At 68.6% G+C, this 26,236-nt stretch carries 23 protein-coding genes and 2 pseudogenes; 12 read left to right on the top strand and 13 right to left on the bottom strand.

The window, feature by feature from the left end; all coding sequences use genetic code 11:
* Window positions 1-112: 112 nt before the first annotated feature.
* Complete coding sequence (locus tag OG870_RS47650) at window positions 113-301, top strand: helix-turn-helix transcriptional regulator (protein WP_266593302.1); 189 nt, start codon at window positions 113-115, stop codon at window positions 299-301.
* Window positions 282-677, top strand: a complete 396-nt coding sequence (locus tag OG870_RS48405) for a hypothetical protein (RefSeq protein ID WP_443063423.1) — start codon at window positions 282-284, stop codon at window positions 675-677. Before OG870_RS47650 ends, OG870_RS48405 begins: the two co-directional genes overlap by 20 nt.
* Window positions 678-978: 301 nt before the next feature.
* On the opposite strand, the gene OG870_RS47660 is transcribed toward OG870_RS48405, so the two are convergent.
* Together OG870_RS47660 and OG870_RS48410 are read right to left on the bottom strand one after the other, a co-directional pair.
* On the bottom strand, window positions 979-1,185 hold the full coding sequence (locus OG870_RS47660) for a hypothetical protein (protein WP_266593304.1): 207 nt from the start codon (window positions 1,183-1,185) through the stop codon (window positions 979-981).
* The gene (locus OG870_RS48410; protein WP_353962348.1) at window positions 1,113-1,433 is read right to left on the bottom strand and encodes a contact-dependent growth inhibition system immunity protein; all 321 of its coding nucleotides are present in this window, start codon (window positions 1,431-1,433) and stop codon (window positions 1,113-1,115) included. Before OG870_RS48410 ends, OG870_RS47660 begins: the two co-directional genes overlap by 73 nt.
* Window positions 1,434-1,855: 422 nt before the next feature.
* On the opposite strand from OG870_RS48410, the gene OG870_RS47665 reads away from it, so the two are divergent.
* The 5 genes from OG870_RS47665 to OG870_RS47685 all read left to right on the top strand — a co-directional run bounded on the left by OG870_RS47665 (window position 1,856) and on the right by OG870_RS47685 (window position 8,148).
* Window positions 1,856-3,160 (top strand): ABC transporter substrate-binding protein, encoded by a 1,305-nt coding sequence (locus OG870_RS47665; protein WP_266593306.1) that lies wholly within the window; start codon window positions 1,856-1,858, stop codon window positions 3,158-3,160.
* A 165-nt stretch (window positions 3,161-3,325) separates the two neighbouring features.
* The gene (locus OG870_RS47670) at window positions 3,326-4,273 is read left to right on the top strand and encodes a carbohydrate ABC transporter permease (RefSeq protein WP_266593308.1); all 948 of its coding nucleotides are present in this window, start codon (window positions 3,326-3,328) and stop codon (window positions 4,271-4,273) included.
* A complete protein-coding gene (locus tag OG870_RS47675; protein WP_266593310.1) occupies window positions 4,270-5,175 on the top strand; it encodes a carbohydrate ABC transporter permease in 906 nt (301 codons plus the stop codon). The genes OG870_RS47670 and OG870_RS47675 overlap by 4 nt, the downstream gene beginning before the upstream one ends.
* A gap of 315 nt (window positions 5,176-5,490) precedes the next feature.
* Complete coding sequence (locus tag OG870_RS47680; protein WP_266593312.1) at window positions 5,491-6,894, top strand: GH1 family beta-glucosidase; 1,404 nt, start codon at window positions 5,491-5,493, stop codon at window positions 6,892-6,894.
* A 204-nt stretch (window positions 6,895-7,098) separates the two neighbouring features.
* Complete coding sequence (locus OG870_RS47685; protein ID WP_266593314.1) at window positions 7,099-8,148, top strand: LacI family DNA-binding transcriptional regulator; 1,050 nt, start codon at window positions 7,099-7,101, stop codon at window positions 8,146-8,148.
* Between the two features lie 680 nt (window positions 8,149-8,828).
* On the opposite strand, the gene OG870_RS47690 is transcribed toward OG870_RS47685, so the two are convergent.
* The 4 genes and pseudogenes from OG870_RS47690 to OG870_RS47710 form a co-directional block, all read right to left on the bottom strand.
* Window positions 8,829-9,182 (bottom strand): hypothetical protein, encoded by a 354-nt coding sequence (locus tag OG870_RS47690; protein ID WP_266593316.1) that lies wholly within the window; start codon window positions 9,180-9,182, stop codon window positions 8,829-8,831.
* A gap of 86 nt (window positions 9,183-9,268) precedes the next feature.
* Window positions 9,269-9,784 carry an ATP-binding protein gene (locus OG870_RS47695; RefSeq protein WP_266593318.1) on the bottom strand — a complete coding sequence of 172 codons (516 nt, stop codon included), beginning with the start codon at window positions 9,782-9,784 and terminating at the stop codon, window positions 9,269-9,271.
* Between the two features lie 1,574 nt (window positions 9,785-11,358).
* A pseudogene (locus tag OG870_RS47700) lies at window positions 11,359-11,820 on the bottom strand (winged helix-turn-helix domain-containing protein); the annotation flags it as partial.
* Between the two features lie 364 nt (window positions 11,821-12,184).
* Complete coding sequence (locus OG870_RS47710) at window positions 12,185-12,505, bottom strand: EthD family reductase (protein ID WP_266593322.1); 321 nt, start codon at window positions 12,503-12,505, stop codon at window positions 12,185-12,187.
* A gap of 314 nt (window positions 12,506-12,819) precedes the next feature.
* Here OG870_RS47710 and OG870_RS48415 point away from each other — a divergent pair, with 314 nt between their 5' ends.
* From OG870_RS48415 to OG870_RS47730, 4 genes are all read left to right on the top strand, one after another.
* Window positions 12,820-13,773, top strand: coding sequence for an AraC family transcriptional regulator (locus OG870_RS48415; protein WP_353962350.1), 954 nt, complete (start codon window positions 12,820-12,822; stop codon window positions 13,771-13,773).
* Window positions 13,774-14,434: 661 nt separating this feature from the next.
* The gene (locus OG870_RS47720) at window positions 14,435-14,965 is read left to right on the top strand and encodes a hypothetical protein (protein ID WP_266593326.1); all 531 of its coding nucleotides are present in this window, start codon (window positions 14,435-14,437) and stop codon (window positions 14,963-14,965) included.
* Between the two features lie 34 nt (window positions 14,966-14,999).
* Window positions 15,000-15,515 (top strand): hypothetical protein, encoded by a 516-nt coding sequence (locus OG870_RS47725; protein WP_266593328.1) that lies wholly within the window; start codon window positions 15,000-15,002, stop codon window positions 15,513-15,515.
* A gap of 120 nt (window positions 15,516-15,635) precedes the next feature.
* Entirely contained in the window at window positions 15,636-17,282 is a 1,647-nt protein-coding gene (locus tag OG870_RS47730) for a hypothetical protein (protein ID WP_266593330.1), read from the top strand.
* A 561-nt stretch (window positions 17,283-17,843) separates the two neighbouring features.
* On the opposite strand, the pseudogene OG870_RS47740 reads toward OG870_RS47730, so the two are convergent.
* The 7 genes and pseudogenes from OG870_RS47740 to OG870_RS47770 all read right to left on the bottom strand — a co-directional run.
* A pseudogene (locus tag OG870_RS47740) lies at window positions 17,844-18,365 on the bottom strand (IS110 family transposase); the annotation flags it as partial.
* Between the two features lie 400 nt (window positions 18,366-18,765).
* Window positions 18,766-19,572, bottom strand: a complete 807-nt coding sequence (locus tag OG870_RS47745; RefSeq protein WP_266593332.1) for a hypothetical protein — start codon at window positions 19,570-19,572, stop codon at window positions 18,766-18,768.
* A complete protein-coding gene (locus tag OG870_RS47750; RefSeq protein ID WP_266593334.1) occupies window positions 19,569-20,099 on the bottom strand; it encodes a SigE family RNA polymerase sigma factor in 531 nt (176 codons plus the stop codon). Before OG870_RS47750 ends, OG870_RS47745 begins: the two co-directional genes overlap by 4 nt.
* 94 nt (window positions 20,100-20,193) lie before the next feature.
* On the bottom strand, window positions 20,194-20,673 hold the full coding sequence (locus tag OG870_RS47755) for a hypothetical protein (RefSeq protein WP_266593339.1): 480 nt from the start codon (window positions 20,671-20,673) through the stop codon (window positions 20,194-20,196).
* Between the two features lie 634 nt (window positions 20,674-21,307).
* A complete protein-coding gene (locus tag OG870_RS47760) occupies window positions 21,308-22,135 on the bottom strand; it encodes a CHAP domain-containing protein (protein WP_327690529.1) in 828 nt (275 codons plus the stop codon).
* A gap of 337 nt (window positions 22,136-22,472) precedes the next feature.
* Complete coding sequence (locus tag OG870_RS47765) at window positions 22,473-23,711, bottom strand: sensor histidine kinase (RefSeq protein ID WP_266593343.1); 1,239 nt, start codon at window positions 23,709-23,711, stop codon at window positions 22,473-22,475.
* Window positions 23,708-24,373, bottom strand: coding sequence for a LuxR C-terminal-related transcriptional regulator (locus OG870_RS47770; protein ID WP_266593345.1), 666 nt, complete (start codon window positions 24,371-24,373; stop codon window positions 23,708-23,710). The genes OG870_RS47765 and OG870_RS47770 overlap by 4 nt, the downstream gene beginning before the upstream one ends.
* 340 nt (window positions 24,374-24,713) lie before the next feature.
* Between OG870_RS47770 and OG870_RS47775 the strand changes: the two genes are divergently transcribed.
* Entirely contained in the window at window positions 24,714-25,298 is a 585-nt protein-coding gene (locus OG870_RS47775) for a hypothetical protein (protein WP_266593347.1), read from the top strand.
* Window positions 25,299-26,236: the final 938 nt, after the last annotated feature.

Below are 26,236 nucleotides of genomic sequence, written 5' to 3' on the forward strand. Positions count from 1 at the left end.
GCGGCAGGTCGGAGGCTCGGGCGGAACGATGGAAAGCCCGCTTGATGCCTGCGGCATGTCAAGCCAACTTTTCATCGAAAGTGGAGGCGTCGACATCCAGGGATGGTAAGCAGTGAGGAACGACGTGCGCCGTCTCAGGGTGGAGCGCGAGCTCTCCCAGAGTCAGCTCGCCCAGGCCATGGGGGTGTCGCGCCAGACCATCAATTCGGTCGAGACCGGCCGCTACACGCCCTCACTTCCGCTGGCCGGCTTCTTTTCCAGACCTGTAGAGGAGATTTTCCATGCCGATGCCGTCCGATGACGCAGGCCACCCCGACCGGGGCTTACAACTCCTGGTTCCACTCCTATCCGGCGTTGCAGCACTTGTCGCCGCCCTCGTTCCCGACCAGGCCGCCCTCGCCCAGCAGCTCTACGACGCCAGAGAAAAGACCGTCCAACAGATCGCCGACCTGTTCCAGCGCGAACTGATCGTCGCCAACACGATGGACGGCCTGGCCTCCGCACGCGCCCGCGGCCGGGTCGGCGGGCGCCGACCCAAGCTCACTCGGTGTACCCCGCTCGACGGTGTACGGACACCTCAACAAGACCAAGACCGTGCCCCGCCAACAGAAGAGGGCCTCCGCCGCGAAGCCCTGAAAGCTACCGACGGGTTACTTGCTCCCTGGTGTCTGAGCTAGGACTCCCAGGCCTGACCCAAGGCCCGCGCGATCCCCTTGCCGATTCCCCGGCTGGCGCCCGTCACCCACGCCACTCGAGACACGGCGGAGCCCATACGATCTGTCATGCCGTGCACCCTGGCCGCGCAGAGCCGTCCCCGCTCGACGTTGCCAGAGAGCGCTCTCGAGAACCTCGCTTCCGGATACGCACCTGCCCGAGGAGGGAGCGGCGCCCGGCCCCTCGAGTCGCATAGTTCTTCTGATTCGGCCAGTCCCTCCGGCCGCGACCGCAGCGAGGTCACCCCTCACCCCCAGGGGCGCGTCATAGGTCCGCGACGGCATCGAGGAAGGTGTCGGCCTGCTCCTGCAGCCAGGGGTCCAGCCCTTTGAGCCCGGAGACGATCGAGTGCAGCTCGCGCGCCGTCGCCGGCATGTCGGCCCATGGTGTCCGGCTGGTCATGACGGCGGAGAGCAGGTCCCCTTCGTAGAAGTCGTCGGCGGCCATAAGATCCGCTCGGAGTATCTCCATGGCCGCGGCAGGAGGTGGGTCAGACCGATGTTCTGCCCGATCGGCAGCCTCAGGTCCTGGACGCTCAGCGCGCCGATGGGCTTGTGGCGCAGGGCATGCACCGTGGTGACCAGGTAGGAGTCGTACGTCGCAGGCCCCCAGCGATCGTCTTCGATCCCTTCCAGGGAGAGCAATCGGTCCTCGGGTCGAGTCACTCGCCGATTGTCCTCCTCGAGATGCGAATCGGGCCCCGTGTCCCCAGACCTCACGCCCAGGATCCTGGCAGGTCTTGCGCTCCGAGGCCAATGATCTCTTGAACTCGCAGCGGCGCGAGGTGCCGTACCCGAGTTCGGCTCCTGGCGCCGCCACTCTCTCTTTCAGGCCAGGTGCAGACGGCAGCGGGATCCGGATCCGCTCCTGCCTGACAGGCCGACGGCTCGGCTGCCTGCCGAGTGCCTCGCTGGAAAGGGTAAAGGTCACGGCGCGTTGATTCGTAGGTCGCAAGGGCTGGCATGCCCCGGGCTATGGCTGCAGCCTTGATGGCGAGCGCCCGCACCTCATGGCTCAATCTATTCCGTTACGTCTTTGAGTCTTGACGGAGTCTGCACCCCTGCGGCAGTCTCCAGGGCACTGCTTGAGAGCGCTCTCAAAAGGCGCCTCGCATCCCGTCCCGAAGCCATGGGAGGCTTCCATGCTCATCTCCCGAGCCGCCAGACGTACCACCCTCAGACTCGGGGCGGTCGCACTTGCCGGTGTGCTCCTTGCTGCCTGTGGATCCGGGTCGTCCGGGTCGTCCGCGGACAACAACGGCAAGGTCACGCTCACCATCGACCTGTTCGGCACCTTCGGCTTCAAGGAAGCCGGCCTGTACAAGGAGTACGAGAAGCTCCACCCGAATGTCACGATCAAGGAGACCAGCACCGAGCAGGAGAACGACTACTGGCAGGCCCTGAACACTCACCTCGCCGGCGGTGGGGGTCTGGCTGACATCCAGGGCATCGAGGTGGGCCGCACCGCCTCGGTCACCCAGCAGATGTCCGACAAGTTCGTGGACCTGAACTCGCTGGGCGCCAAGGACCTCAAGGGTGACTACTCCAAGGCCAAGTGGGCGGCCGCCACCACGGCCGACGGCCGGACGCTGGGCCTGGGCACCGATGTCGGCCCGGAGGCGATCTGCTACCGCAGCGACCTGTTCAAGAAGGCGGGACTGCCCACCGGCCGCACCGAGCTGGCCAAGATGTGGGCCAGCTGGGACGGCTACCTGAAGTTGGGCGAGCAGTACAAGGCCAAGGCCGGCGCCAAGAGCCACTGGATCGACAGCATCGGCAGTCTCTACTCGCTGATGATCGGCCAGCAGAAGGAGCGCTACTACGACGCCTCCGGCAAGCTCGTCTACGACAAGAACGCGGCCGTGAAGAGCGCCTGGGACACCTCGGTCAAGGCCGCCAAGGACGGGCTGAGCGCCAAGCTCACCCAGTGGTCCCCGTCCTGGAACCAGGCCTTCAGCAGCGGTTCCTTCGCCACTATCGGCTGCCCCGCCTGGATGCTGGGCTACATCAAGGGCCAGGCCGGCACCGCCGGCAAGGGCACGTGGGACGTCGCCCCGCTGCCGGGCGGAGTCTCCGGCAACTGGGGCGGCTCCTACCTGTCCATCCCCAAGACCTCGCCGCACGCGAAGGAGGCGTACGCCTTCATCAAGTGGCTGACGGCGGCACCGCAGCAGGAGAAGCTCTTCAAGAAACAGGGCAGCTTCCCCTCCAACCTCGGGGCCATCGCCGGAGTCCAGGGCGTCAAGGACCCCTACTTCAGCAACGCGCCGATCGGTGAGCTGTTCGGCACGGCGGCGCAGACCTCTCCCGTGCAGGTGCTCGGCGTGCACGACAGGGACGTGGACCAGCAGATCACCAATGCCCTCGGTGAGGTCGAGCAGAAGGGCACCAGTTCCGCCACCGCCTGGAGCCACGCGCAGAAGGGCATCGACAACGCGGTCGGCTGACGCCTCCTCGGGTGTGCAGGGCACGCCCCCGACCCGCCGCCCTGCGCGCCCGGTCAGCCGGCTGTCTCCCGGGCGCGAAGGACCGCCCCCAAGCGGTCCTTCGCGCCCCACATCCGACGTGCGTGCCCCGACCCCACGATCTGCCCCCGACCGAAGGTCTGACCCATGACCCTGACCGCCGCCGCCCCGCCGCGGACCGCGCGGCCGCCGGCCACCCTGAGGCGGCGCCTGGCCAAGCTGTCGCCGTACACCTACATCGCCCCGTTCTTCGCGCTGTTCGCCGCCTTCGGGCTGTTCCCGCTGCTCTACACCGCCTACGTCTCGCTCTACCGGGTCGAACTCCAAACGCCGGGGCAGCTGGAGTGGCGCGGCCTGGGCAACTACACCGCGCTCTTCGGCGACGACTACTTCTGGACCGCGCTGCGCAACACCTTCACCATCGGAGTCATCTCCACCGTCCCGCAGCTGATGATGGCGCTGGGACTGGCCCACCTGCTCAACTACAAGCTGCGCGGCCGCACCGTCTTCCGCGTCACCATGCTGCTGCCGTATGCCACGTCGGTGGCCGCCGCCACCCTGGTCTTCGCCCAGCTCTTCGGCCGTGACTTCGGCCTGATCAATTATCTGCTCGGCCTGGTCGGCGTCCACCCGGTGGACTGGCAGTCCGGCACCCTCGCCTCGCAGATCGCCGTCTCCACGATCGTCGTCTGGCGCTGGACCGGCTACAACGCGCTGATCTACCTGGCCGGCATGCAGTCCATCCCCGCCGACCTGTACGAGGCCGCCGAGCTGGACGGCGCGTCCCGCTGGCGGCAGTTCCTGCACGTCACCCTGCCCGGGCTGCGGCCCACCATCCTGTTCACCGTCGTGGTGTCCACCATCGGCGCCACCCAACTGTTCGGTGAGCCCCTGCTGTTCGAGGGCAGCATGTCCGGCGGCATCTCGCACCAGTACCAGACCCTCGGCCTGTACATGTACCAGGAGGGCTGGGGCTTCTTCCACCTCGGCCGGGCCGCCGCCACCGCGTGGGTGATGTTCGTCCTCATCCTGCTGCTGGTGCTCATCAACACCGTGATCGCGCGCCGCCGCACCCGCAAGGAGGCCCAGCGATGACCACCCTGGCCACGCCCCGGCGCACCGAAAAGACCGCCCCTGCAGCCCGTCCGGCCCGCCGCCCGCGCGGGGGGCGGGCGGGAGGCCACCAGCACGGCGGCCGTCTCGCCTACGCGATCCTCATCGTCGCCGCGCTCATCTCCGCCTTCCCCTTCTACTGGACGATCGTCGCGGCCACCCGCTCCAACGCCGACCTGGCCAAGAGTCCGCCGGCGCTGCTGCCCGGCGGCAGCCTGATGCACAACTTCCAGCAGGTGCTCGAGCAGGCCGACATCGGCAAGGCGCTGCTCAACTCACTGATCGTCTCGGGGGCGGTGACGGTGGGCACCGTCCTGTTCTCCACCCTCGCCGGCTTCGCCTTCGCCAAGCTGCAGTTCAAAGGGCGCAACGCGCTGCTCGCCCTGACGATCGGCACGATGATGATCCCGCCACAGCTCGGCGTGATCCCGCTGTTCATGGTCATCGCGAAGCTGCACTGGGTCAACCAGCTCCAGGCGGTCATCCTGCCCGGCATCGTGTCCGCCTTCGGCGTGTTCTTCATGCGGCAGTACCTCGTGCAGACGCTGCCCGACGAGCTGATCGAGGCGGGCCGGGTCGACGGCGCCTCCACACGGCGCATCTTCTGGAGCATCGTCATCCCGATCGCGCGGCCCGGCATGGCGGTGCTCGCGATGCTCACCTTCATGGCCTCCTGGAACGACTTCTTCTGGCCGATCATCGCCCTGTCCTCACAGGAGCCGACCGTGCAGGTCGCCCTGCGCCAGCTCGGCGGGGGATACGTCCACGACCAGTCCGTCATCATGGCCGGCACCCTGCTCGGCACGCTGCCCGTGCTGCTCGTCTTCGGCCTGCTGGGCCGGCACATCGTGGGCGGCATCATGCAGGGAGCGGTGAAGGGATAGCACGCCGCCCACGCCCCCACTGCGCTGACTGGCCGGGCGCGCAGCGCCCCCTGAAGCCGGCCCCCGCTCTTCGAGCCCTTTGCCCCGACGCGCGCCATCACGCCCCGCCTCACTGCGCTCGGGCCGAACAGCCGCTGGGCGGGGGCCGATCCACTGCCCCGATGACAGGGCGCTGAACCACAACGGAAACGCCCCCACCGCACGGTGCATGACCGGGGGCGAGACCTGGCCGGCCGATGCCCGGTTCGTCTCCTGAGCGCTGCAAGGCCGTGCAGCGCCACTCCACACGACATCAACGACCCCCACGGAGCCCTGATGACCACGACTGCCCCTCACCTGGTTACCGCCTCCCCGTTGACGTTCCCGCCGACGTTCCGCTGGGGCGCCGCCACCGCCGCCTACCAGATCGAAGGGGCCGCGAACGAGGGCGGCCGGACGGCGTCGATCTGGGACACCTTCAGCAGAACACCGGGGAAGGTCCGCAACGGCGACACCGGAGACATCGCCGCCGACCACTACCACCGCATGCGTGAAGACGTCGCGCTCATGGCCGAGCTGGGCCTGACCGACTACCGCTTCTCCGTGTCCTGGCCCCGTGTCCAGCCGACGGGGCGCGGCCCCGCCGCCCAGAAGGGCCTGGACTTCTACCGCGCCCTGGTCGACGAGCTCCACGCCCACCACATCCGCCCCGTACTGACCCTTTACCACTGGGACCTCCCGCAGGAACTCGAGGACGCCGGCGGCTGGCCCGAGCGCGACACGGCCCAGCGGTTCGCGGACTACACCGCGCTCGTGGCGGGCGCGCTCGGCGACCGCGTACGGACCTGGACGACGCTCAACGAACCGTGGTGCGCGGCGTTCCTCGGCTACTCAGAGGGCGTCCACGCACCCGGCCGGACCGAGCCGGAAGCCGCACTGCGGGCCGCGCACCACCTGAATCTCGCCCACGGCCTGGCCGTCGGCGTACTGCGCGACCTGGTGCACCCGTCGTCCGAGGTGTCGCTGACCCTGAACCTCGCCGCGGTGCGCCCGCTCAGCGACAGCCCCGCCGACCAGGACGCGGCCCGCCGGATCGACGCGCTGGCCAACCGGATCTTCCTGGACCCGGTGTTCCGCGGGCACTATGCACGGGACCTGCGGGCCGACACTGGGCTACTCACCGACTGGTCCTTCGTCCGGGACGGAGATCTGGAGATCACCTCCCGGCCCATCGACGCCCTCGGCATTAACTACTACACGCCCACGGTGGTCGCCGCCGGCTCCCACCCCGCGCCCTCGCCCTGGCCCGCCGCACCGGCACACGCACGCTTCCTGCAGGCACCGGGCCCGCGCACCGCCATGGACTGGCCGGTGGACGCCGGCGGCCTGTACGAACTGCTGACCCGGCTGCGCGACGAGCTGCCGGACACGCCGCTGATCGTCACGGAGAACGGCGCCGCCTACGACGACTACACCGACCCGGAGGGCGAGGTCCACGACCCGGAACGGATCGCGTACCTGCGCTCGCATCTCGAGGCGGTGCACCGGGCCATGGCGGCCGGCGCGGACGTCCGCGGCTACTTCCTGTGGTCCCTGCTGGACAACTTCGAATGGGCCTACGGCTACAGCAAGCGTTTCGGCATGGTGCACGTCGACTTCGCCACCCAGCGCCGCACCCTCAAGGACAGCGCCCGCTGGTACGCGGACGTCGTGGCGCACGGCAGCCTGCCGCTCAGGTGAGCGGGCCGTCACAGCACCGACGTGGCCGATCCCCGTGAGCCGCCCGCGGTGGGTCCAGGGCGCGCACGGCCTACGGCCAGAGGCGCGCGGCGCCGATGTGACCGGGCCGTTTCTGTAGGGTGAAAGGGGCGAGAGCGCTCTCCCCGGTCGCTCACACTCGCCTGCCGGGAGCTACGCTGTTCCCGTCCCGAGAGGAGCGTTCCCTTGTCCGACCAGATCTCCGCGTCCCGGCCCACCCTGGAAGCCGTCGCCGAACGGGCCGGCGTCTCCCGGGCCACCGCCTCTCGTGTCGTCAACGGGGGCAGCGGGGTGCGCGAGGCTCTGGTGGAGAAGGTACGGCGGGCCGTGGAGGAGCTGGGCTACGTACCGAACCAGGCGGCCCGTGCCCTGGTCACCCGCCGCACCGGCGCGGTCGCCGTCATCGTCGCGGAGCCGGAGACCAAGGTCTTCGCCAACCCTTTCTTCGCTCAGCAACTGCTCGGCATCAGCCGGGAGCTGACCGCCCACGACACCCAGCTCGTCCTGCTGCTGGTGGAGGGCACGGCCGACTACGACCGCATCGGCCGCTACCTCGCCGGCGGCCACGTGGACGCCGCCCTGCTGTTCTCCCTGCACGCCGAGGACCCGCTGCCCGCCATCACCCGCCGGGTGGGGCTGCCCACCGTCTTCGGCGGCCGTCCCGGCTGGCCGGGCGCGGAGGGAGACCGCAGCCTCCTCTACGTCGACTCGGACAACCGTGGCGGCGCCCGCGAGGCCGTCCGCCATCTGCTGTCACTGGGGCGCGGGCACATCGCGACGATCAGCGGGCCTCTCGATCAGACGGCCTCGGTGGACCGGCTCGACGGCTACCACGACATCCTGATGGACGCCGACCCCCGGCTGGTGATCGAGGGGGACTTCACCGAGGCGGGCGGCGCCCGCGCCATGGCAGAGCTGCTGGAGCGGGCGCCTGAGCTGGACGCCGTCTTCGTCGCCTCCGACCTCATGGCCACCGGCGCGCTGCGCGTGCTGCGAGAGCACGGGCGGCGGGTGCCGGACGACGTGGCCGTCGTCGGCTTCGATGACATGGCCTCGGTGGCCGAGCTGACCGACCCGCCGCTGACGACGGTCCGTCAGGAGATCGAGGAGATGGGCCGGCTGATGGTGCGCTTGCTGCTGCGCAGCCTCGACCAGCGGACGCAGGATGGCAGCGGCGGCCGTCCGCTGTCCTCCGTGGTCACCCCGACCCGGCTGATCCGGCGGGGTACAGCCTGAGCCTGACGCCAGCCTCCGCCTCCTCTGGGGTCGGGGGAGATGCCCTGACACAGGTGATCGCAAGGGCCTGGTCGACTCGGTTGGTTCTGCCTCCCTTGGCGGCCGGCGTTGCGTCGAGTGCCTGATCAGGCAGTTCCACTGGTCAGGGAGGATGGTGGACTACCTGCCTCGGCATGCCGGTTGCCACCGCGTCGACCGATCCGGTCGAAGACCCGTCGCCACCGCAACCACCAGCCACGCCAGGGCGTCTGGGTCAGGCCGCCCGACGTCTGACACCCACCACGTGGTGACAACTCCCAGGAGCAGCGCCAGGAGGATGTGGGAGGTGGCCTCGGTCAGCTGGAAGTGCCAGTACCGGCTGCCCGGCTGACAGGAGTCCCAATCGGTGTAGTGATGTTCCGCCGGCCAGGCCTTCAGCGACTTCTGCGAGGCCGCCGCGCGTGACGGAGAGATCTCTGTCGACGCGCTTATGGCCAGGATCGGGTCTGCACGGTCAACAGTTCAGTAGCTCGGACAACTCCCCAGGGCCGAGGACAAAAGAGAGTTGACAAGTCGTCCGAGGCAGTCTTCGAGTTGCCGGCCTCGCACGATGCCCCAGGCCCGTGCGAGGGCGCCCCTGCGCTGCCGCCGGATCGGCGGTGTGCGCCTCGCCCGGGGCTGGGAAGTCGGCCTTGTGCGGCTCAGTGGGCAGGGCTGATGAAGTCCAGGGCCTCATGGGCCAGTCCGTCCCAGCTGAGCTCCGAGCCGGGGTTCAGGCTGAGCCACTCGCTCATGAGCCGCCCGTGCCCCGGGTCGAAGCGCTCGCCCTCACCGGCATCCACCAACTCGTCGACCCGGGCCCGCGGGAGCTTCACCACGAGATGGCCCTGCGCGAGCATCGCGAAAATCTTCCCGCCGACCTTGAGCGCAGCAGCGCCGAACCTTCCCTCCCGTCCCGGCTCGTCGCCAGGGATGGTTACCCCGTCCAGCTCCGCGAACTGCGCGACCAGCTGCGCGTACCGCTTCTCGGGGGAGACTGCCCGCCGTCGCTGCATCGGCTCCTCGACTCATTCCGGCCAGTGCAAGGTCTCCTGCCGACCTCCGCCATCGCGGCATCCGGCAGCTTACTGTTGTGACCAGGTCAGACCATGAAAGCTCGGGGGTGCAGCGAGAGGTTCAGTTCACACCAGACGATCTTCCCGCCCGGGGTCCGGTGGCTGCCCCATCGGTCGGAGAGGCTGTCGACCAGGACCAGCCCGCGTCCGCTTTCGCAGGTCATCGAGGGGTGGCAGAGCGCCGGCAGTTCGCTGCTGCCGTCGCTGACCGCGCAGCTGAGGACGGGGGTTGCGGCCTGCCGGTAGATGGCGCTCAGGTTCAGGGGAGGGGCGGCGTGGCGCAAGGCGTTGGTTACCAGTTCTGTGACGAGCAACTCCACTGTTTGGGTCAGGAAGTCGGGGACGCCTGTGTGGAGGAGACTGACACGTATCAGGGTCCGGGCTTTGCCGGCCGCAGTTGATGTCCATGGCAGAGCCAGGGACAGGGCCAGCGAACGTCCGTCACGCGGGGCGGGGACGCCAACGGGCGGGCCGGGGATGCCGGCTCCGGGTCCTGGAGGGTCAGAACTGTCCGCGGGGTTCGCGGCGACCTTGTAGCTCATGGGGAACTCCGGATATCGGGAGAGGCTGAGTGGCGGCGTTGCTGCCGGGATGGCCACCGTCCGGGAATGCCTTGAATCCGACCTGCCGTGCCTGCGCAGGAGGCCCTGCAGGCGCTTCCGCGCTCTGCGGGGCCGACGCGACGATCAGCGCGCCCAGCAGGCACTTCCGCGTCGCCTGTGACGAGCAGGATGACGCTGAGAAGCCCAGCGCCACCGACCGCAGCCTGCCACCCAGCGTGGCCCGGCCCGTCACCGGTGACCGCGACGCCACGGCTGCTGCCGCTTCGACGATGGTCTGCCGGGCAGGCGAGGCGTCGTTGTGCTGCTGTCCGCCGGAACCGGCGGTTGAAGCGGCAGCGGTGACGCTCACCATCGCGATGCCTCTGCGGTGGACCATGGCCAGTCCTTTGACCTGAGCTGTGGACACAGCTCTCCTTCGATGGGCCGGAAGGGGAAGGGGTGGCGACTCTCCGACCTCAGATACTGCGTCCACGTCCAGGAGGTGCACGCCTCGAAGTGCCTCAGCCTTCCTTCAGCGGCGACAATACCCAAATATGAGAGCGCTCTCAAGTGCAAGTGTTGACCATCTGCGCTGCAGGGGACAGGGCGGGCGCGGATCTCCCCCCGGATCCGCCTCCCGACCGGCTGCTCCTCGGGGGCCATCCCGTCACGCGGAAGCACACAGGCCACGCTGGCGGCGGCAGCGATCGGCACGGCGGACTGGCCTTGCGCTGCTTGCTCGGCCACTTCGGCGTCGCGGACCGAGCGGCTGCACGTCCCCGCCCCGACCGGGCGCAGCCTGCTCTGCACGCGGCCCTGATCGCCGCAGCCGCCGGGGCGGGGTCGCCCCCCCATGTCGTGCGGTGGCGCCCGTCGGCAGGCCCTATCGGCAGCTCGCCCGGGACACCCTGGTACTCGGTGACCGCATTGTCCGACGCGCGGCCGGCGGACAACTGCTGCCGTCTCTGGATGTCACGCTGGCGTACGTCGGTGCCTGTGGAGGGGATCGCGCGCAGTGGTAGCGGGACTGGCAGGCCGTCAAGGCGGAACTGACCGAGGCCAAGGCACGTACCGATGAGCGGGACCAGCCCCCGGTCAGCGCCACCATTGAGTCCGCCACCGGACGTTGGGCCGGCGACGGCACCGGCAGCGCGCGCCCCGGCCGACGTCATCTGGGGGGCTTGGCGGCGACCCTGGTGTGCGGAGTCGCCCTGGGGGTGGCGGGAACGGTGGCCATACTGCTGCCGGGGCTTCCCACGGCCAGGCAACGGGCGGTGGAGACGCTTCGGCGACGCCGTCGGCCTGGCAGAGCATCGCTGCCCGGTCGCCGGACACCGCGCACCCCGGCGACGGCATGGACCCCATCCGTACCCGATGCGGCGACGCCAAGGCGCACATCACCAACTGGACTCAGTGCCGGTCTACCTGCCAGGCGAGAAGAAGTTCGGCGACCTGGTGATGCGCAACAACCCGCGCTGCAGCGTGATGAGTTGGGGTACCGTGAACGGGCCGGCCCGGCCCAACCGCAAGGTGTACATCACCGCCTACCGGCCCGCCGACCGCGCGTCCACGCTCTCCTGGTACGGCGCACTTACACCTCTGTCCCGCTCGGTGGCCCTCCGGGCCGGCACCTGCACGCTCCAGCCGGTGCGGTGCAGCAGCAGGTCCAGCCCGGCCAGGGTGTACTCGGCCCCGAACCGGCGGCGCACGACCTCGCCGATGCGGGCCAAGGTCCAGCACTGGTCACTCCAGCCGCACGCGGCCGGACCAGCCTCCAACACCGCTTCCAGGGCACGTAGTTGGCTGGTATCGAGCTTGCAGCGGGCGCCACCGGGGCCCTTGGAGACCAGCGCCTGGCGGCCGCCCGAGGCCAGGGCCCGGCGCCGGCGGTTCGCCGGCATCCGGGTCACCCGGAACCGCCGGGCCACCTCCCGGTCACTGGCCCCCGCCTCGATCAAGTCAGCCGCCGCAAGCCGGACTTGCTCACGACGATCCCGCTCCTCGGCCGTCAGCCCACCGCCATCGGGATATCTCATCCCTCCGGAATAGTGGCGTGAGACCGCCGATGGGGCGGGCATCGCGGGCCATGCGTCGGCACCACGATCTCCAGGCCGCCGCTGACACAGGTCGCCCACCGCCGCTGGAGAGCACCGGTCGAACGTGCGGTCGCCTGGCTCGTCCAGCACGGCAACTGCCGCCTGCGCTACCGCGGCGCCATCGCCAACAACACCTGGCCCCACGCCCGGGCAGCCGCCCTCAACCTCCGCCGCCTGATCAACCTCGGACTCACCCAGACAGGCGGAACCTGGCAACTCGCCCCGGCCACCCCAGCGAAAGGGGGCTGCCCGGCCTCCAGCCGGACAACCCCTCGCCAAGATCTCTATGGATCTTGGCGCTAGACTAAGCGTCCTCGAGGACTTCCGCGAATGCGATCACTACTCCTCCGGTGGCGTGCGCTTTGGTAGCGGCGACAAGGGGACCCGCCTCTGCGGCGGCGGCGCTGGCCGCCGCGTAGTCGGCGAAGTACAGGTCCAACAGTCGGTACGCCGGGGTCGGGCTGCCGTCTTCCTTGGGCCACACCTTCGACGTCTGCAGCCGAGTCAGTCCGGGGAGCTTGCGCGCGAGCGCGAGCTGGTCGGGGTAAGCCGCCTCGAAGGTGTCCGGGTCGGTGGGGTTGGAATAGACAAAGCTGATCTTGGTCGGCTTGCCTTGCTCCGTCATGGATGGCCTCTTGATTGTTGGTCTCGGTTGATACAAGCGAGCGGGCCCAGACTCGGACGACGATGTCAGCAATTCCAGTGGCATAGGTGCTTCGCCGATGGAAGAAGTTGGCACATGACAGAGTGCCCAGAGTCATGGCCCCACTCACTGTTTGCTAAACCTAGTCAGAGGAATGGACAGCGACCATGACCGCTCCGCCGGGAAATCTTGCCGATCGTCCAGCGATGCCAGAGGGTTTACTCCGATCGCCGCAAGCGTTTGCCGATCCGCCAGCGCTTGAGGACGCCGCACTCGGCCTCAACGCAGATGGTCAAATGCACGACTTGCTCTCGGAGCTTCTCCGGAGCGCCCGTCTGAGCGGAGAACGGATCGTTGCGTACGCTCCGCCGCGGAATTTCTCGATCGGCTTCGCCGATATCGGCAGCCTGCACATCATAGAAGCAGGCGAACTCGTGCTTCGGGTCGACGGAGACCCGCACGTCCAGCACTTGAGCCGCGGCGATGTCGTCCTGCTCCCGCGCGGTGACACGCACCACATCAGCGACGCAGGCAAGCGCGCGCAAGCGATCGTGCGTACCAGCGCACCCGAGCCGGCGCGCTGGCTCTGCGGCACATTCACGATCGGCGCCCCACAGGCGAGCCACCTGCTCCGGTGCCTGCCTGCCGTGATCATACTGCGCGGTGACCGCGGTCCAGCGCTCGAAGGGCTCGAAGTCGCACACAGGATGCTCGTATTCGAGATGCAATCGCCCTCTCAAGGATCGGCGGTGATGGTCGCCCGCATCCTCGATCTGATCTTCATTCAGATTCTGCGCGCCTGGGCCGCTGGCTCGGACGCCGAACCGAACTGGCTGGCCGGTGCGTTCGACCCCCAGATCAGCCTGGCCTTGAGCGCTATCCACCGAGACATCGGCCACGACTGGACAGTCGACGAGCTGGCCCGAGCGTGCAACCTTTCACGGTCGGCGTTCGCTGCGCGGTTCGTCGCTCGCGTCGGGAAGCCGCCAGCAACCTATCTCGCGCACGTACGCCTGGGCGCCGCCACCGACCTGCTCCGTGACACCTCCCTTCCGCTCACGCTCATTGCGGAGAGCGTTGGCTACACGTCCGAGGCGGCATTCAGCCGCGCGTTCAAGAACCGCTACGGCATGCCACCGGCTCGCTGGCGAAGAGACACACGATGTCGCCCGCCCGTAAGCACTCCCTCCCCAGACCCAGAAGCAGGTGAACCGGCTCGTCAACCGCGAACGAGCCGCCAGCGAGCATGACCTCTCCGACGTGAGATGTCTGGCGCATCCTCACGGAGCTCCGCATGAGCGCTCAGCTCGCGACCTCCCTGCTTCGGGGTGTGCAACTGACGATCAGCGTCCACACCTTCTCGGGAAGCGGTGAAGGGCACAGCCGATTCCATGTGCCTCGGAAAACCTCCCCCGTGTGACCCGCGGGTTGTACCGAGCGAGTCACGTCTTCGCACCACACCCGAGTAGTGCGATTGTCCGGCTGCCGCGATCGCCGGTCGTCGGCCTAGCCTTTCCACGCCACGGCGAACAGGCAGGCGCCCGGCAGTCCGGCAGGCGCTGCGCCACGGTGACGGCTCCTCGGCGGACAGAGTCCGCCGAGTCTGGATTCGCCTCAACCCTCGTCGATCCGCTGATCTTTCCTGCAGAGGCGATGCGGCGATGCAACCCCGGAACGGGCAACGGAGTATTCGGAGTCGCACAGGCTCCGCTCCTTCCCATTCCGACCTGCCGAAGGGAGAGCTGTGTACGGGGCGCAGGTCTCTGGGAAACGGCCACCAGGTGTGGCACGGAGCCCTCTTCCACGACGCCGTGCACCGCCGCATGCGCGTCACCGCTGAACCGAGACCTGCACCTGTAAAGCAACCACCGCCCCTTGACCTGACAGGGGCCGGAACCATGGGGGAGACCCTTGAACAGAATCAGTCATGCTGCCGCCGTCGCCGCCTTGGTACTGGCTGCCGGCGCGACCACCTGCGTCACCGCGTCGGCGGCCCCGTCGCACACCGGTACGGTCGTGGCCAACGCGGCCTCACGGACCGGCTTCACGACGACAGTTGGCCGCGAGGCCGCGCTCCGGCCTTCCACGGTCGCCCCGAAGATCGTCTGGCATCCCGGCGGCTGCAACAAGGAGACAAGGGGGCCCTTCACGGCCAGCGCCTGTACCAGCGACACAGGGTTCGCTGGTGTGGACTTCAACTCCGACGCCTACATCGACGCCAAGCCCAACGGGTGTTTCTACCTGGAGATCGACCTCCGCGACGCGAACGCCAACAAGCTTGCCACCGGCGACTGGCAGCGGTTCTGCGGCACCGGCCACTTCCTCGGCCCGACCTTCAGCGGTCAGAAGTACAACCAGCCGTACTACAGCGAGCTGACCATCGCGAGCGGCAACCAGTCCTACGTCATCGACAGTCCGTACATCGGCTACACGTGGAACTGACCGTAGGGCACCATCTCAGAGAGGAAGCCACATCGTGAAGCGCACGACCACTGCTCTCCGGCTCGCCATCGCCGCCTGCACCGTCGCAGGTGCCGTACTGGCCACTGCCCCCCTCGCCACGGCCGAGAACGCCACCAAGGACGCCGCGATGTCGCCCGGCTACACGATCGAGGCGCGTGTCTACAAGGACTTCGGCGTCGCCCACCCCACGAAGTGGGTGACCTCCGCCTGGACGTACCACGGGGCCGCGTTCCAGAGTATGACCCGCATCCGTAACACGGCGACCCTGGCCAGTTCCGTGGGGACGTTCACGTGGAGCTGCAGCGTCGGCGTGAGTACGGGCGGGCCGGAGGGCAACTGCACCGGCACGCCGAACGTGTCCACCTACAGCACCAGCCAGTACTGGGAGAACGGCAACACCTACGAGGCCGACCTGAACGGGTACATGTACCCGTCCTGGAACACCACGTGGGAGCAGGTCTGCTCGATTGCCTCGGCCAGTTCCAGTTCGCTGGGCATTCACGGGCAGAGCCAGGCCTGCGTCGGCTGACCCATCCTGCGGTGCCCGCCGTTCTCGCGGCGGGCATCCGTCCGCCGACTCCGCACCCCTCTCGTCCCCCTCTCGCCCTGTGGCCCTGCCACGCCTTCGACCAGCAGGAGACCAAGGATCATGCAGGTTCGCCTCCGCGGGGCGGTGGCGGTGCTCGCCGCCGTGCTCGTGCTCCTGGGCGCCCTCGGCGGCTGTGCGGCCGGTCCCGCGACGACCTTGCAGCAGAGCCGCCTTGCGGCGGACCTCGCCCGGCTTCGCGGGGACGACGGCCTCTACTCCGCGAGCGTCCCCGACCGGCCCGGGCTGTACGACTCCGCCTACGGACTGGCCGCGCTGTCGGCCCTCGGAGAGCCCGGGCAGCTGAGCGAACCCGTGACGCGGAAGGTCTTCGCCGACCAGATCACGGGGGATCAGCTCTGGGGACGGCTGTATCTGGCGCTCCTCGAGCAGACCCTGCACCTGCGCCTGCACGACACGTCCGACGTTGCCGCGCTGCGGGCGATGCACACCCCGCGGGGCGACTTCGCCGACCCGGCGGCGCAGCACACCCGCGTACCCGACAGAGGCGCGGAACTGGCCGCCACGACAGCCGCACTGCGGGCCCTCAAGACCTTCGGCGCCCCCCTCACGGGAAACGCCGCCACCACCACCCGGCGCTGGCTCGACACCGACGGAACCCGCGCCGCGGCCACCAGCCTCACTCAGCGACTGCACCTGGTCCAGGCCCGCGCCGCCCTGGGACTGCCGGCCCCCGCCGCACTGCGTAACACCCTGCGGACCTGGTGGTCCCGCACCGGCGCGAACCAGCACGGCCCTGTGTCCGGCGACGCCTTCCTGGAGACCTGCTCCTACATCCGGTTGGCCCGGATCGCCGACGTCGAGCTGAGCGGGCGGCGCGACCAGTTGCTGGCGAACCTCGACCCCTCACCGCTGCCCGTGGGAGACCCGCAGATCGCCGATGCCCTCACGGAGTCCCTCACTGTGCTGCACGCGAAGCCGGCCCGTTCGGCGGCACTGCGCCGGTATCTGTGGACGCGCCGACTCCCCAGCGGTCTGTTCTCGGCCGTGCAGCAACGAGACGGAGACCTTGAGGCGTCGTTCCAGGTCGAGGCGTTGCGGACGCTGACCGGACTGCCCACGCAGGACCCGCAGCTCGCAGCGGCCCTGCGCGCGCACCGCGGCACCGTGCAGCGTTCTGGGCAAGGGGCACAGGCCGTCTGGCTGGCCGTGCTGGAGGCGGCGGGGGGAAGCGTCGGCACCCCGGACCGGCGGACCCTCACGGCACAGGCGGTCAAGGACGTGCCACCACTCTCCGCCGGGACCGCCCAGCAGTGGTCCGAGGTGAGCGCCGCCCTGCGCAGCTCCCATCTGCGGGTTCCACGCGTGGACATCACACCGTGGCCGGCAGACACCGCCGAGCACCGCTACGCGACCTACCTCGCCGTCAGCGGGCTCGAAAAGGACGGCCGACTCGCGGAGTTGCCCAACACACCCTCGTCCGACGCCCTTGCCCGACAGGGGATGGAGCTGCTGCGGACCGGCTCCCTGCACCAGGCCGAGGCGGCCCTCAGCGCCGCGCACGCCACGGGCTGGCACCCGACCGCGGCCCAACGCACCCTGATGGCGGACCGGCTGACTTCCCTGCAGGGCTGCCCGGGCACTCCGTCACTGTTCCGTGACTCCGCCTCCTCCCAGGCCTGTGACGTGTACGCCACGCTCTCCGCCTGGCGGATCTTCGCCCTGCTCGGCACGGTTCCTCGGCAGTGATCGCCATTGGCGAAACCGCCGTCCGGCTCCGCATCGAAGACAAGGAGATCAAAGAGTGGGATTCATCGCCTAGCTGCACGATGCGGTAGGAGGCCAGGCCCCCGGCGGGAGTCCGCATGGCGTTCCCTCGATGGTCAGCCGGACCGGCAGCGGCGTGGTGCCGATCACGTTTTCAAGGCCGGCCTCGTCCGGCTGCGGCTCCATGTCCGCAGCGCTGGCCGCCATCCCTTGTTCTTCGCAGGGAGGCTCGGCCGTCAGCGGGCGGGAGCGCGATCCTTGGCCCGGAGGGGCGAAGCGCCGCAGATCGCTGCGTCTGTGGTGACGGTCATGCCGGGCGTTTCTGGTTCTCGACGTAGCCCTTGACGATGCTCAGCGGTGCGCCGCCGCAGGAAGATCCGCAACATGAGTAAGGCCCCAGAACCCAAGCCCGGCACCGACCAGCCGGGCGGCTTCCTGCACGACGGGGCCGCCGCCAAAGCCGGGCTCAACAAGTCGATCAACGATGCCGGATGGGGGCCCTATCTCTTTCGTCAAGGGGCGGGTCGGTTGATTGGTGATGTTTCAGGCGGCTTGGGGGACGGCTTGAGGTTCGAAGAACGTGCCGTCGCGGAGCATTGCGAAGAGCACGTCGACGCGGCGGCGTGCGAGACACATCAGGGCCTGCTTGTGCCGCTTGCCCTCGGCCTTCTTCCGCTCGTAGTAGGCCCGGGAGGCCGGGTCGGACAGCGAGGCGAACGCGGCGAGGAAGAAGGCCCGTTTCAGGTGCTTGTTGCCTCTGCGGGACGGGCTCTCGCCGCGGATCGAGGACCCCGACCGCCTGGTCACCGGAGCGAGCCCGGCATAGGCGGCGAGGTGGCCCGCGGTCGGGAAGGCGGTGCCGTCACCGACGTCGATGAGGATCCTGGCTCCGGTCCTGACGCCTATCCCCGGCATCGACGTCAGGAGCTCGGAAAGAGGGTGCGACTTGAGCAACTCCTCGATGTCCGAGGCCAGTTCCTTGCGCTGGTCGAGCAGGCTGGCCAGGTTCTTCGCGAGCTTGGGCACGATCACCGCGGCCGCGTCGGTGCCCGTGACGACGACGGTCTAGAAGGTAACGGGGTTCCTGACGCACACCGCCAGGGAGAACCGACCCGCACAGGAAAAATTCCACTGCGTGGCCTGGGGCCACCACGCGCACGCCGACACCGTGGCAGCCACCCACGTGCTACGGGCCGGGCTGGTCCGTCGCGACGCCAACCCGGCATAGCGAGAAGCCCCCGGCTTCAGCTGGGGGAGGAGTCACCAAGAAACGGCGTGGCTGGCTCGGCTCGTCGATGCCCCACCCTCGCGTCACGTCATTCCGCACAGTGACGCTGTCGGAAGCGGAGTCGACGCCCGCCGCGTGGAGTAGCGGGTATGGGCATATGGGGCGTGCGGGCAGACCCCCGGCCGTCGTCCCGCACGCCGGCTGAAAGTGCCTCCGAGGAGAGTGGGAACAAGGAGTTCAATCCCACTGGGTGTTGTGGTTCAGGAGGCGGTTGTGGGCGTCGTATTCATCCACCGCGGCGATGCTCTGTCCGGAGGCGATGGGGATTGCGTAGGCGCGGTAGGCGGTGCCGGGGACGGCGGCCACCTTTGCGGTCGCGTGCCGGCCGTCGCGGAAGGTCATCGTGGCATGGGCGACGGCGGCGTCGGGATGGACCAGGAACAGCCGACTGCCGGTGTTGCCCTTGTCGGTGTTGCCCTCCAGTGAGGCGCCGGTGGTGTGGTCGGTGTCGCGGGTGCCGTCGACCACGGTGCAGCCTGCCCAGGGGTCGGTTGTATGTCCCTCCGGCGCGCCGTCGATGACGACGTTCGTGCACAGCAGGCTGTGCCCCTTGGGTGCCGGGCTGTGCAGCAAGCCGGACGGAGAGGGCGGGGTGAAGCCCTTGGGGAACGTGGCGTAGTACGTCAGCGTCACCGACCACGGCTCGCCTCCCAGCACACCCCGCCCCACCACAACACTCCGCGGCACCGCCGATGGAGAGGGCCGGGGCGAAGAAGCGGTGGTTGTCTGCTGCTGCGGGCGAATGTTCTCCGCCTCGGTGCCGGGTAGGAAAAGAGTCACGGTCAGGCAGACGGCGAGGATTGCGCCTGCGGACGCCACGGCGGCGCGGCGGTGGGCGCGGCGAGACCGGCCGGCCTTGAGGATCTGCTGCACAGGGGCGGCGGACGGCTGCCGCTGGTGGGCCGTGCGTGCCAGAGCGCGGCGCAGGGCCTGCTCATGCTGGGGGGTGCTGTCGCTGTCTGCTGGGGGGGACGGCCGGGTCACGGGGCATCTCCGAGGCTGGTGAGGGACTGGATGGCCAGTGCCGGGTGCGTTCTGAGCTTGGCCAGTGCACGCGAGGCCTGGCTCTTGACTGTCCCCTCGGAGCAGCCCAGTGCATGAGCGACTTCTTCGATGCTCAGATCCTCCCAGTAGCGCAGCACGACGACGGTGCGCTGCCGCGGGGGCAACTCGGACAGAGCCTTGAGCAGCACATCCCGCTTTTCGCTGCCCGCGGCCTCATCGGGTTCCGTGGCGTCCGGGAGGAAGGGCATGAGCAGGTGAACGACGCGGTGCTTGCGATGGCGGCTGCGATTGTTGTTGATCAGGGCGCGTCGCACGTACGCGTCAGTCTCGTCCCTGCGCAGCCGCCGCCACTGCGTGTACACCTTGATCAGCGTCGTCTGCACAAGGTCCTCGGCTTCGTGGAAGTCGCCGGTGAGCATGTAGGCGGTGCGCACCAGTTGCGACCAGCGCGTGGTGGCGAACTGGACGAATTCGGTGTCGTCGTCGCCGTTCCTGCCGAGGTACACGAAGTGCCTGTCCCTGCCGTCTGAGATCGTGGAAATGTCCTGCATCCCGTGGTCGGGGGCCGGTGGTCGGCCCGGCCCCCGACCGGACACGGGGTCAGCGCCACTGGGTGTTGTGGTTCAGGAGGCGGTTGTGGGCGTCGTATTCATCCACCGCGGCGATGCTCTGTCCGGAGGCGATGGGGATTGCGTAGGCGCGGTAGGCGGTGCCGGGGACGGCGGCCACCTTTGCGGTCGCGTGCCGGCCGTCGCGGAAGGTCATCGTGGCATGGGCGACGGCGGCGTCGGGATGGACCAGGAACAGCCGACTGCCGGTGTTGCCCTTGTCGGTGTTGCCCTCCAGTGAGGCGCCGGTGGTGTGGTCGGTGTCGCGGGTGCCGTCGACCACGGTGCAGCCTGCCCAGGGGTCGGTTGTATGTCCCTCCGGCGCGCCGTCGATGACGACGTTCGTGCACAGCAGGCTGTGCCCCTTGGGTGCCGGGCTGTGCAGCAAGCCGGACGGAGAGGGCGGGGTGAAGCCCTTGGGGAACGTGGCGTAGTACGTCAGCGTCACCGACCACGGCTTGCCTCCCAGCACACCCCGCCCCACCACAACACTCCGCGGCGCTGGGGCTCCAGACGGTGTGGGGTGGCCAACGGACTGTCGCGCAGCCGAGGCGGCGCGGTGGCTGACAGCGGGGGTGCTGGAGCGATGAGAGGCGTCGGAGGCGGCCGCAGCGGCAGCAGTGATGCCTACCGCCGCGACACCCGCAGCGACCGTGGTCGCGAGCTTCTTGATCCTTGTCGCGGACACAGTTCTCCTTCTGTAGACGGGCAGATGGGAGCGGCGCCTCTCCGCTTTGGAATACTCCGTTTGCTTCCGGGAGGTTGCATGACCCGGGACCGCCGTGCATGGGCCAAGTGCTGGGAGCGTGGGTGCACGCGCCAGAAGGCGAGAGCCTGACACCCCCCGATCGAGTTCGACGAGAGTCTTCGAACGGCAGGGCCGACAGGCAGAACATTCCTTCGTGCAGGAGGGACCAAGGCGGCGAGCCCGCGACGTCCCGCGGCGAAGCGCAGGCAGCGTTACCACCGGTACAGCGTGATCGCGGACAGAGCGGCCAGGCGGGTAAGCGGCCACATGAGGCGCTAGTCGGGCAGCACGTCGTGTCACATTGCGGTCAACGCGGCCGGTGCCTGCGGCATCCCAGAGGACGCCGCAGGCATGCGGATCAGCGGAAGTGGATGAACGACAGCCCGGCGGTGGCGATGGTATGCCGGCTGTATGAGTAGTACCGGTAACCGTCGTAGCTGTCGGCGTAGTTGTAGTCCTCCACGTCGACCGTGCCGTTGCCCACGCCCAGCACGAAGCCAACATGGCCCATGGAGCCTGCACCATCGACTCCCGCCGGCAGGACGGCGACGCTGTTCACCGCGGGCGTGCTGTTGACGACCAGGCCGAGGTTGCGCGCGTTCGCCACCCAGGTTCCGGCGTGGCCGAACCAGCCGCCGTGCCAGCCATTGCTGAAGTCTGCGATCTTGAGGTTGTGGCGTATCCGCCAGGCGACGAACGAAGTGCACTCTCTGGTCAGGAAGCCCGCTCCGTCGCTGACATCGATGCTGCTGTTGGCGTACGGGTAGTCGTTGCTGCCGCCGACAACGATGTTGGTGCCCGCGGCCCACAAGGGTTTGTTGGTGTTGCTGTAGACGACGGTATTCCCGTCACTCTGAAGGGTCAGATAAGCGCCGGCGTGAGCGTTGGTGTTCGACGCCCACAGGGCTTTGTTGGCGCTGCTGTAGACGACCAGATTCCCGTCGCCCTGCATGTCGGCGCGTGCGCCGGCGTTGCCCGCCGTGCGGCTGGACCAGAGCGGTACATTGTCGAGGGTGTACTCCACCAGGTTCCCGTCGCCCTGCATCGTCAGGCGGTATTCCCCTGAGGCGACGGTGAGTGACTGCCCCGCCGTCAACTGGTGACCGGCTGTCAGGGTCGACGTGGGCGCGGCGTGAGCGGTGGCGGAGGACCCGGTGGCCGCCAAGGCGGGAGCGCCAGCCGTCATGACCGCCGCTGTGGCGAGGAGTACCGCGGTACCCAACGCGAGAACACCGTGTCGCCGGGTGTGCTGATGCGCAACAACAGGCATTGCTGTCCCTTCCCGAGCGCGAAGTCCTCCCGCGGCACGGCCAGTGGCCAGCCACGTGAGAGGGGCGGGAGACCGGAGCCAATGCCCGGCTGGCACAGCGTGCTGCACTTCAGTGGGACGGGTCATGCCCACTGTTTGTGCCACTCCCGCGTGTAGGTGTTACGACCCACAGCACAGCCGCGGCAGCTGAGTCATCGCCATCTGGCGCCGAAGTGCGCTTGGGACGCACCGGGCTTCACAGGCCCCGGAAACCTCAACTGGTCGGCAGGCTCTGGTCGTTGCCCTGGTTCGTGATGTCCAGGGTCAGTTCCACGCTCGTTCCCGCGCCTGGGGCGGATTCCAGGTGAACGTGGCCGCCGATTTCCAGGAGCCGGCGGCGGATGGACTGGGGCAGGCCCCACCCGACGGGTTGGTGAGCGGGGTCGAAGCCGCGCCCATGGTCCACGATGCTGATGGTCACCTGCGTAGGGGTGGCGGCTGCGTGGAGTACGGCCCTGTCGACGCCGGCGTGCTTGGCGACGTTGGTCAGTGCTTCCTCGACCGCGCCGGACAGAGCGGCGACCGATGCGGCTGCCAGACCGGCGCGGACGGCATCCTGCTGCCGCAAGGAGCCGTCGACGAGCTGGACGTCGAGGCCGTGTTCAGTCTTGCGGCACACCACTGCCTGTAGAGCGGTGAGCAGGTCATGTTCGTGGTCGATCGGGTCACCGCGGACCAGGGCGCGCAGCCATGTGGCCTCGCCGGCGACCTGGGCGCGCAGCCGGTCGTCGGCGATCCAGTGACCGCGAGCCAGTGTCTCCATGGTCTGCAGCACCCGGTCGTGCAGGGCCCTGGCGTGCCGGAGGCGCTCGCGTTCGGTGGCCAACGCGGCCGCGTCGGCGACGGCTTTGGCACGCGTGGTGTCCAGTTCACCGGCGGAACGGCGCAGTTCACGCGCGACGATCCAGGTGACCGAGGTGTCGGCGAAGTAACTGATGGTGTCGGGAAGAGCGTTCCAGGGGCGCTCCAAGCCGAAGAACAAGGACGAGAGGACGTATCCGGCGGCCAGCGCGGTGGTCGCGGCGAGGACGGCAACGTACCGGAGGTAGGCGACGCCGATTCCGATGCTGGTCAGGATGGTGAAGCCGTACATGAAGTACGCCCAGGTCAGGGCATCCTGCGTATCAGTGAGTGCCGCGTTGGCGGCGAGGGCCGCGACGCACAGAGCGATGTCGGCGCTCATCGTGACCGGCGTGATCTTTCGGCGACGCAGCCAGTAGACGCTCAGCAGCACGCTTTCCAGGCAGACGGTCAGGGCGACGGTCAGGACCCACCCGGGGCGCGCGTACTGGGCGCTGTGGGACAGGACGGTGATCAGGACCTGGAGGATCCCGGTCGCGCGGAAGAGTACGGCAGTGAGCGTGAGCATGCGCTCGCTGCGCTGTGCCGCGGTCGCCTCGGGCACCTTCACGGACTGCGCTGACTGGTTGGTCCGCACGCGGGTCAGGGTCACTCCGTTCCTGCGGTCTGCTTGCCCTGGCGTTGCAGGGCGGCGCGGGTCAGCTCGGCCTTGTTGCCCAACTGCAGCTTACGGCGGATGCGTTCGACGTAGGTGTCCACGGTCGCCTTGCTGATGCCCATGCGGGTGGCGGTCTGGGCGTGCGTGAAGCCCCGGGCGATGTAGGCCAGGGCTTCCTCCTCACGCGCCGACAGCTGCGGGGCATCGGCACCGCCGTCCGACGCACCGTGACGGGAACGGGCGTCCGGGCCGGCGCCGAGCTCGCTGTGGATCACGTCGGCGAGTTCGGAGGACATCGCGAATCCGCCGGCTGCGACGGTCTCCACGGCCTGCGCGAACATCTCGATGCTGGAGTGCTTGGTCAGGTACCCCCGGGCACCGGCCTGGATGGCTCCCACGACGTCTCGCGGCCGGCCTGAGGCGGACATCACCAGAACCTTGGTCCACGCGGATAGTTCCGCCACCGCGGGCAGCGAGGGCGTGTCCACGTTCAGGTACAGGTCCAGCAGCAGTACGTCCGGCGGGGACGCGCCGGTGTCCAGCTCATCGGGTGAGCCGATCGACTGGGTGACCCGTACGTTGGGCCGGGCGGAGAGAGCGTGTTCAACGCCGCATCTGGCAATGGGATGGTCATCGATGATCGCCACATCGATCATGTCACTCCAGCATCGCCCGTAGCCCTGGGGGCTTGATTCCGACATTGTTCGATCAGCGTCCACATCTTCTCCGCAAGCGGTGACGGGCACAACTGATTCCATGTGCCTCGGTGAACGCACTGTCTGATCTTCGGGTTGCACCGAGCGAGTCACGTATTTGCACCACAGCCGAGTAGTCCCATTGTCCGGCTATCAGGGTCGTCGCCCTCGGCCTAGCGTTTCCACGCCACGCCACGCATAAGCGGCAAGCGCCCGGCACATGCGCCGGGCCTCGCGAGGGCGGCGGCGCCTCGCCGGACAGAGCCAGCGAGCGCCACCTCGATGACAAGGAGATCAAACCATGAGACCGCATCGCGCAACTGCACGTCGTGGGAAGGCGAGCGGCATCGGCCGCAACACCATACGCCGGCTGTCTTCGCTGACTGCAGCAGTCGCCGTCGTGGTCGGCGGCGTCACGCTGGCCGCAGCGGACCCCGCGACGGCGGTGGGCGCCGGTCGCGTCTGCATGTTCAACGCTACGGAAGGCGCCTGGATCGCCGGTCACGTCGGTTGGGCATTCCGGGTCGGCGGGGCCGACGACTGGATCTATGGCGCGACCGAGGACCCCAGCCACAACTGGCAGAAGGAGAGCAACTGGAAGACCATGCTGGACACCTTCAGGGCCCAGGGCGGCAAGGGGTATTACGACACCTACCGTTGCAGGAACACCGGCCACAGCTCGGTGACCGCTGCCAAGGATGAGGTCAAGTCGGCGTACTCGCGGCCTTACGACGCCGGCACCGACAACTGCCTCACCAGATCGGTGGAGTTCTTCCTGGCCTACGACTCCGACCTTTGGAACGACTTGCCGCTTTCCAGCTACACGGGCCCCAACTGGTACTACGACAACGACCTCGGTGGTTTCGAGGGCAAGGTCAACCTCTGACTCAGTGGCATGTGGGTCTCCCCGTTGCTCGTAGCGGTCGGAATCTGTCGCGGCCTCACCTGGCCTTGATCTGCAGAATGGCGGCACGCCGAGAAACGCCGTAGTTCACGGCGCTCAGCAGCGGTGAGGAGCGGCAGCGCAGCGCCTCTCGTCGGCGCCGCACCTAACCATGTCACCCCGGAGGACGGCCGGGCTTGTCGCTCGCTGCCATGTGTTTGAAGATGCTTGCCTGGCCTGCTGGGGCGAATGAGTGGTGTCACAGCCGACTGCTGGGCGATGCCTTGGACTTACCCGCCTCTCTGACGAATTCCGTTGTGGGCCTCGACTCGTCAACGGGGTTCGATTGATTGATCCGGTGGTCTGCCCGTCACCCTCGTAGGGTTCGAGTGGCAGCGGAGCTGCTGGCGGGTCGTTGCGGTGGGCGTGCCCGATCCACAGCTGCTGCCGGTGTCCGGTCAGGACAGGGCCCTGTTGTCTCGTGTCCGCTGCAGAAGCGAAGCCGTGTCCGTCGGTTGCCGTGGCCCAGGAGGCTCCGTTGGCCGGGGCGGCAAACCCGTCCCGACGTCGCACCGCTCGTGGTTCCCTCCATGGTGGACGTGTCGATGCCCTGCTCGATGACGTGCAGTCCGATCCCGCGCTCGCGCAGGTCCGCGCCGAGGGTCACCGGGTGCAGCACGGAGCGCGAAGAAGCGACAGCGGGGAGGTCGGGCGTCCGGTGCCCCAGCCCGATGCTCGACGGAACGTCTTGGCGCTGTGCTTGTTCGTCCCTTTGGGAGCGCTCTCAGCAATAATGAGGTGACGCCTCCACCGCAGGGATCGGGGTGACTGAGGCGGCGTCCGTGGATCGCCGCTGCTTCTCCCGGTTTCCTCTTGTGGAGGCGACCACCTGAAGTGCCGTGAGCCCGTGACGCTGTCAACGGTGCGGCGAAGGCCACGGT

The organism is Streptomyces sp. NBC_00461, assembly GCF_036013935.1.
Taxonomy (GTDB): domain Bacteria; phylum Actinomycetota; class Actinomycetes; order Streptomycetales; family Streptomycetaceae; genus Streptomyces.

Excerpts from the sequence above, each read along its gene's own strand:
- OG870_RS48405 (WP_443063423.1), top strand. The coding sequence starts at position 282 with ATGCCGATGCCGTCCGATGACGCAGGCCACCCCGACCGGGGCTTACAA.
- OG870_RS47660 (WP_266593304.1), bottom strand. The coding sequence starts at position 1,185 with ATGGAGATACTCCGAGCGGATCTTATGGCCGCCGACGACTTCTACGAA.
- OG870_RS47665 (WP_266593306.1), top strand. The coding sequence starts at position 1,856 with ATGCTCATCTCCCGAGCCGCCAGACGTACCACCCTCAGACTCGGGGCG.
- OG870_RS47670 (WP_266593308.1), top strand. The coding sequence starts at position 3,326 with ATGACCCTGACCGCCGCCGCCCCGCCGCGGACCGCGCGGCCGCCGGCC.
- OG870_RS47675 (WP_266593310.1), top strand. The coding sequence starts at position 4,270 with ATGACCACCCTGGCCACGCCCCGGCGCACCGAAAAGACCGCCCCTGCA.
- OG870_RS47680 (WP_266593312.1), top strand. The coding sequence starts at position 5,491 with ATGACCACGACTGCCCCTCACCTGGTTACCGCCTCCCCGTTGACGTTC.
- OG870_RS47690 (WP_266593316.1), bottom strand. The coding sequence starts at position 9,182 with ATGCAGCGACGGCGGGCAGTCTCCCCCGAGAAGCGGTACGCGCAGCTG.
- OG870_RS47695 (WP_266593318.1), bottom strand. The coding sequence starts at position 9,784 with ATGAGCTACAAGGTCGCCGCGAACCCCGCGGACAGTTCTGACCCTCCA.
- OG870_RS47710 (WP_266593322.1), bottom strand. The coding sequence starts at position 12,505 with ATGACGGAGCAAGGCAAGCCGACCAAGATCAGCTTTGTCTATTCCAAC.
- OG870_RS48415 (WP_353962350.1), top strand. The coding sequence starts at position 12,820 with ATGCACGACTTGCTCTCGGAGCTTCTCCGGAGCGCCCGTCTGAGCGGA.
- OG870_RS47730 (WP_266593330.1), top strand. The coding sequence starts at position 15,636 with ATGCAGGTTCGCCTCCGCGGGGCGGTGGCGGTGCTCGCCGCCGTGCTC.
- OG870_RS47760 (WP_327690529.1), bottom strand. The coding sequence starts at position 22,135 with ATGACGGCTGGCGCTCCCGCCTTGGCGGCCACCGGGTCCTCCGCCACC.
- OG870_RS47770 (WP_266593345.1), bottom strand. The coding sequence starts at position 24,373 with ATGATCGATGTGGCGATCATCGATGACCATCCCATTGCCAGATGCGGC.
- OG870_RS47775 (WP_266593347.1), top strand. The coding sequence starts at position 24,714 with ATGAGACCGCATCGCGCAACTGCACGTCGTGGGAAGGCGAGCGGCATC.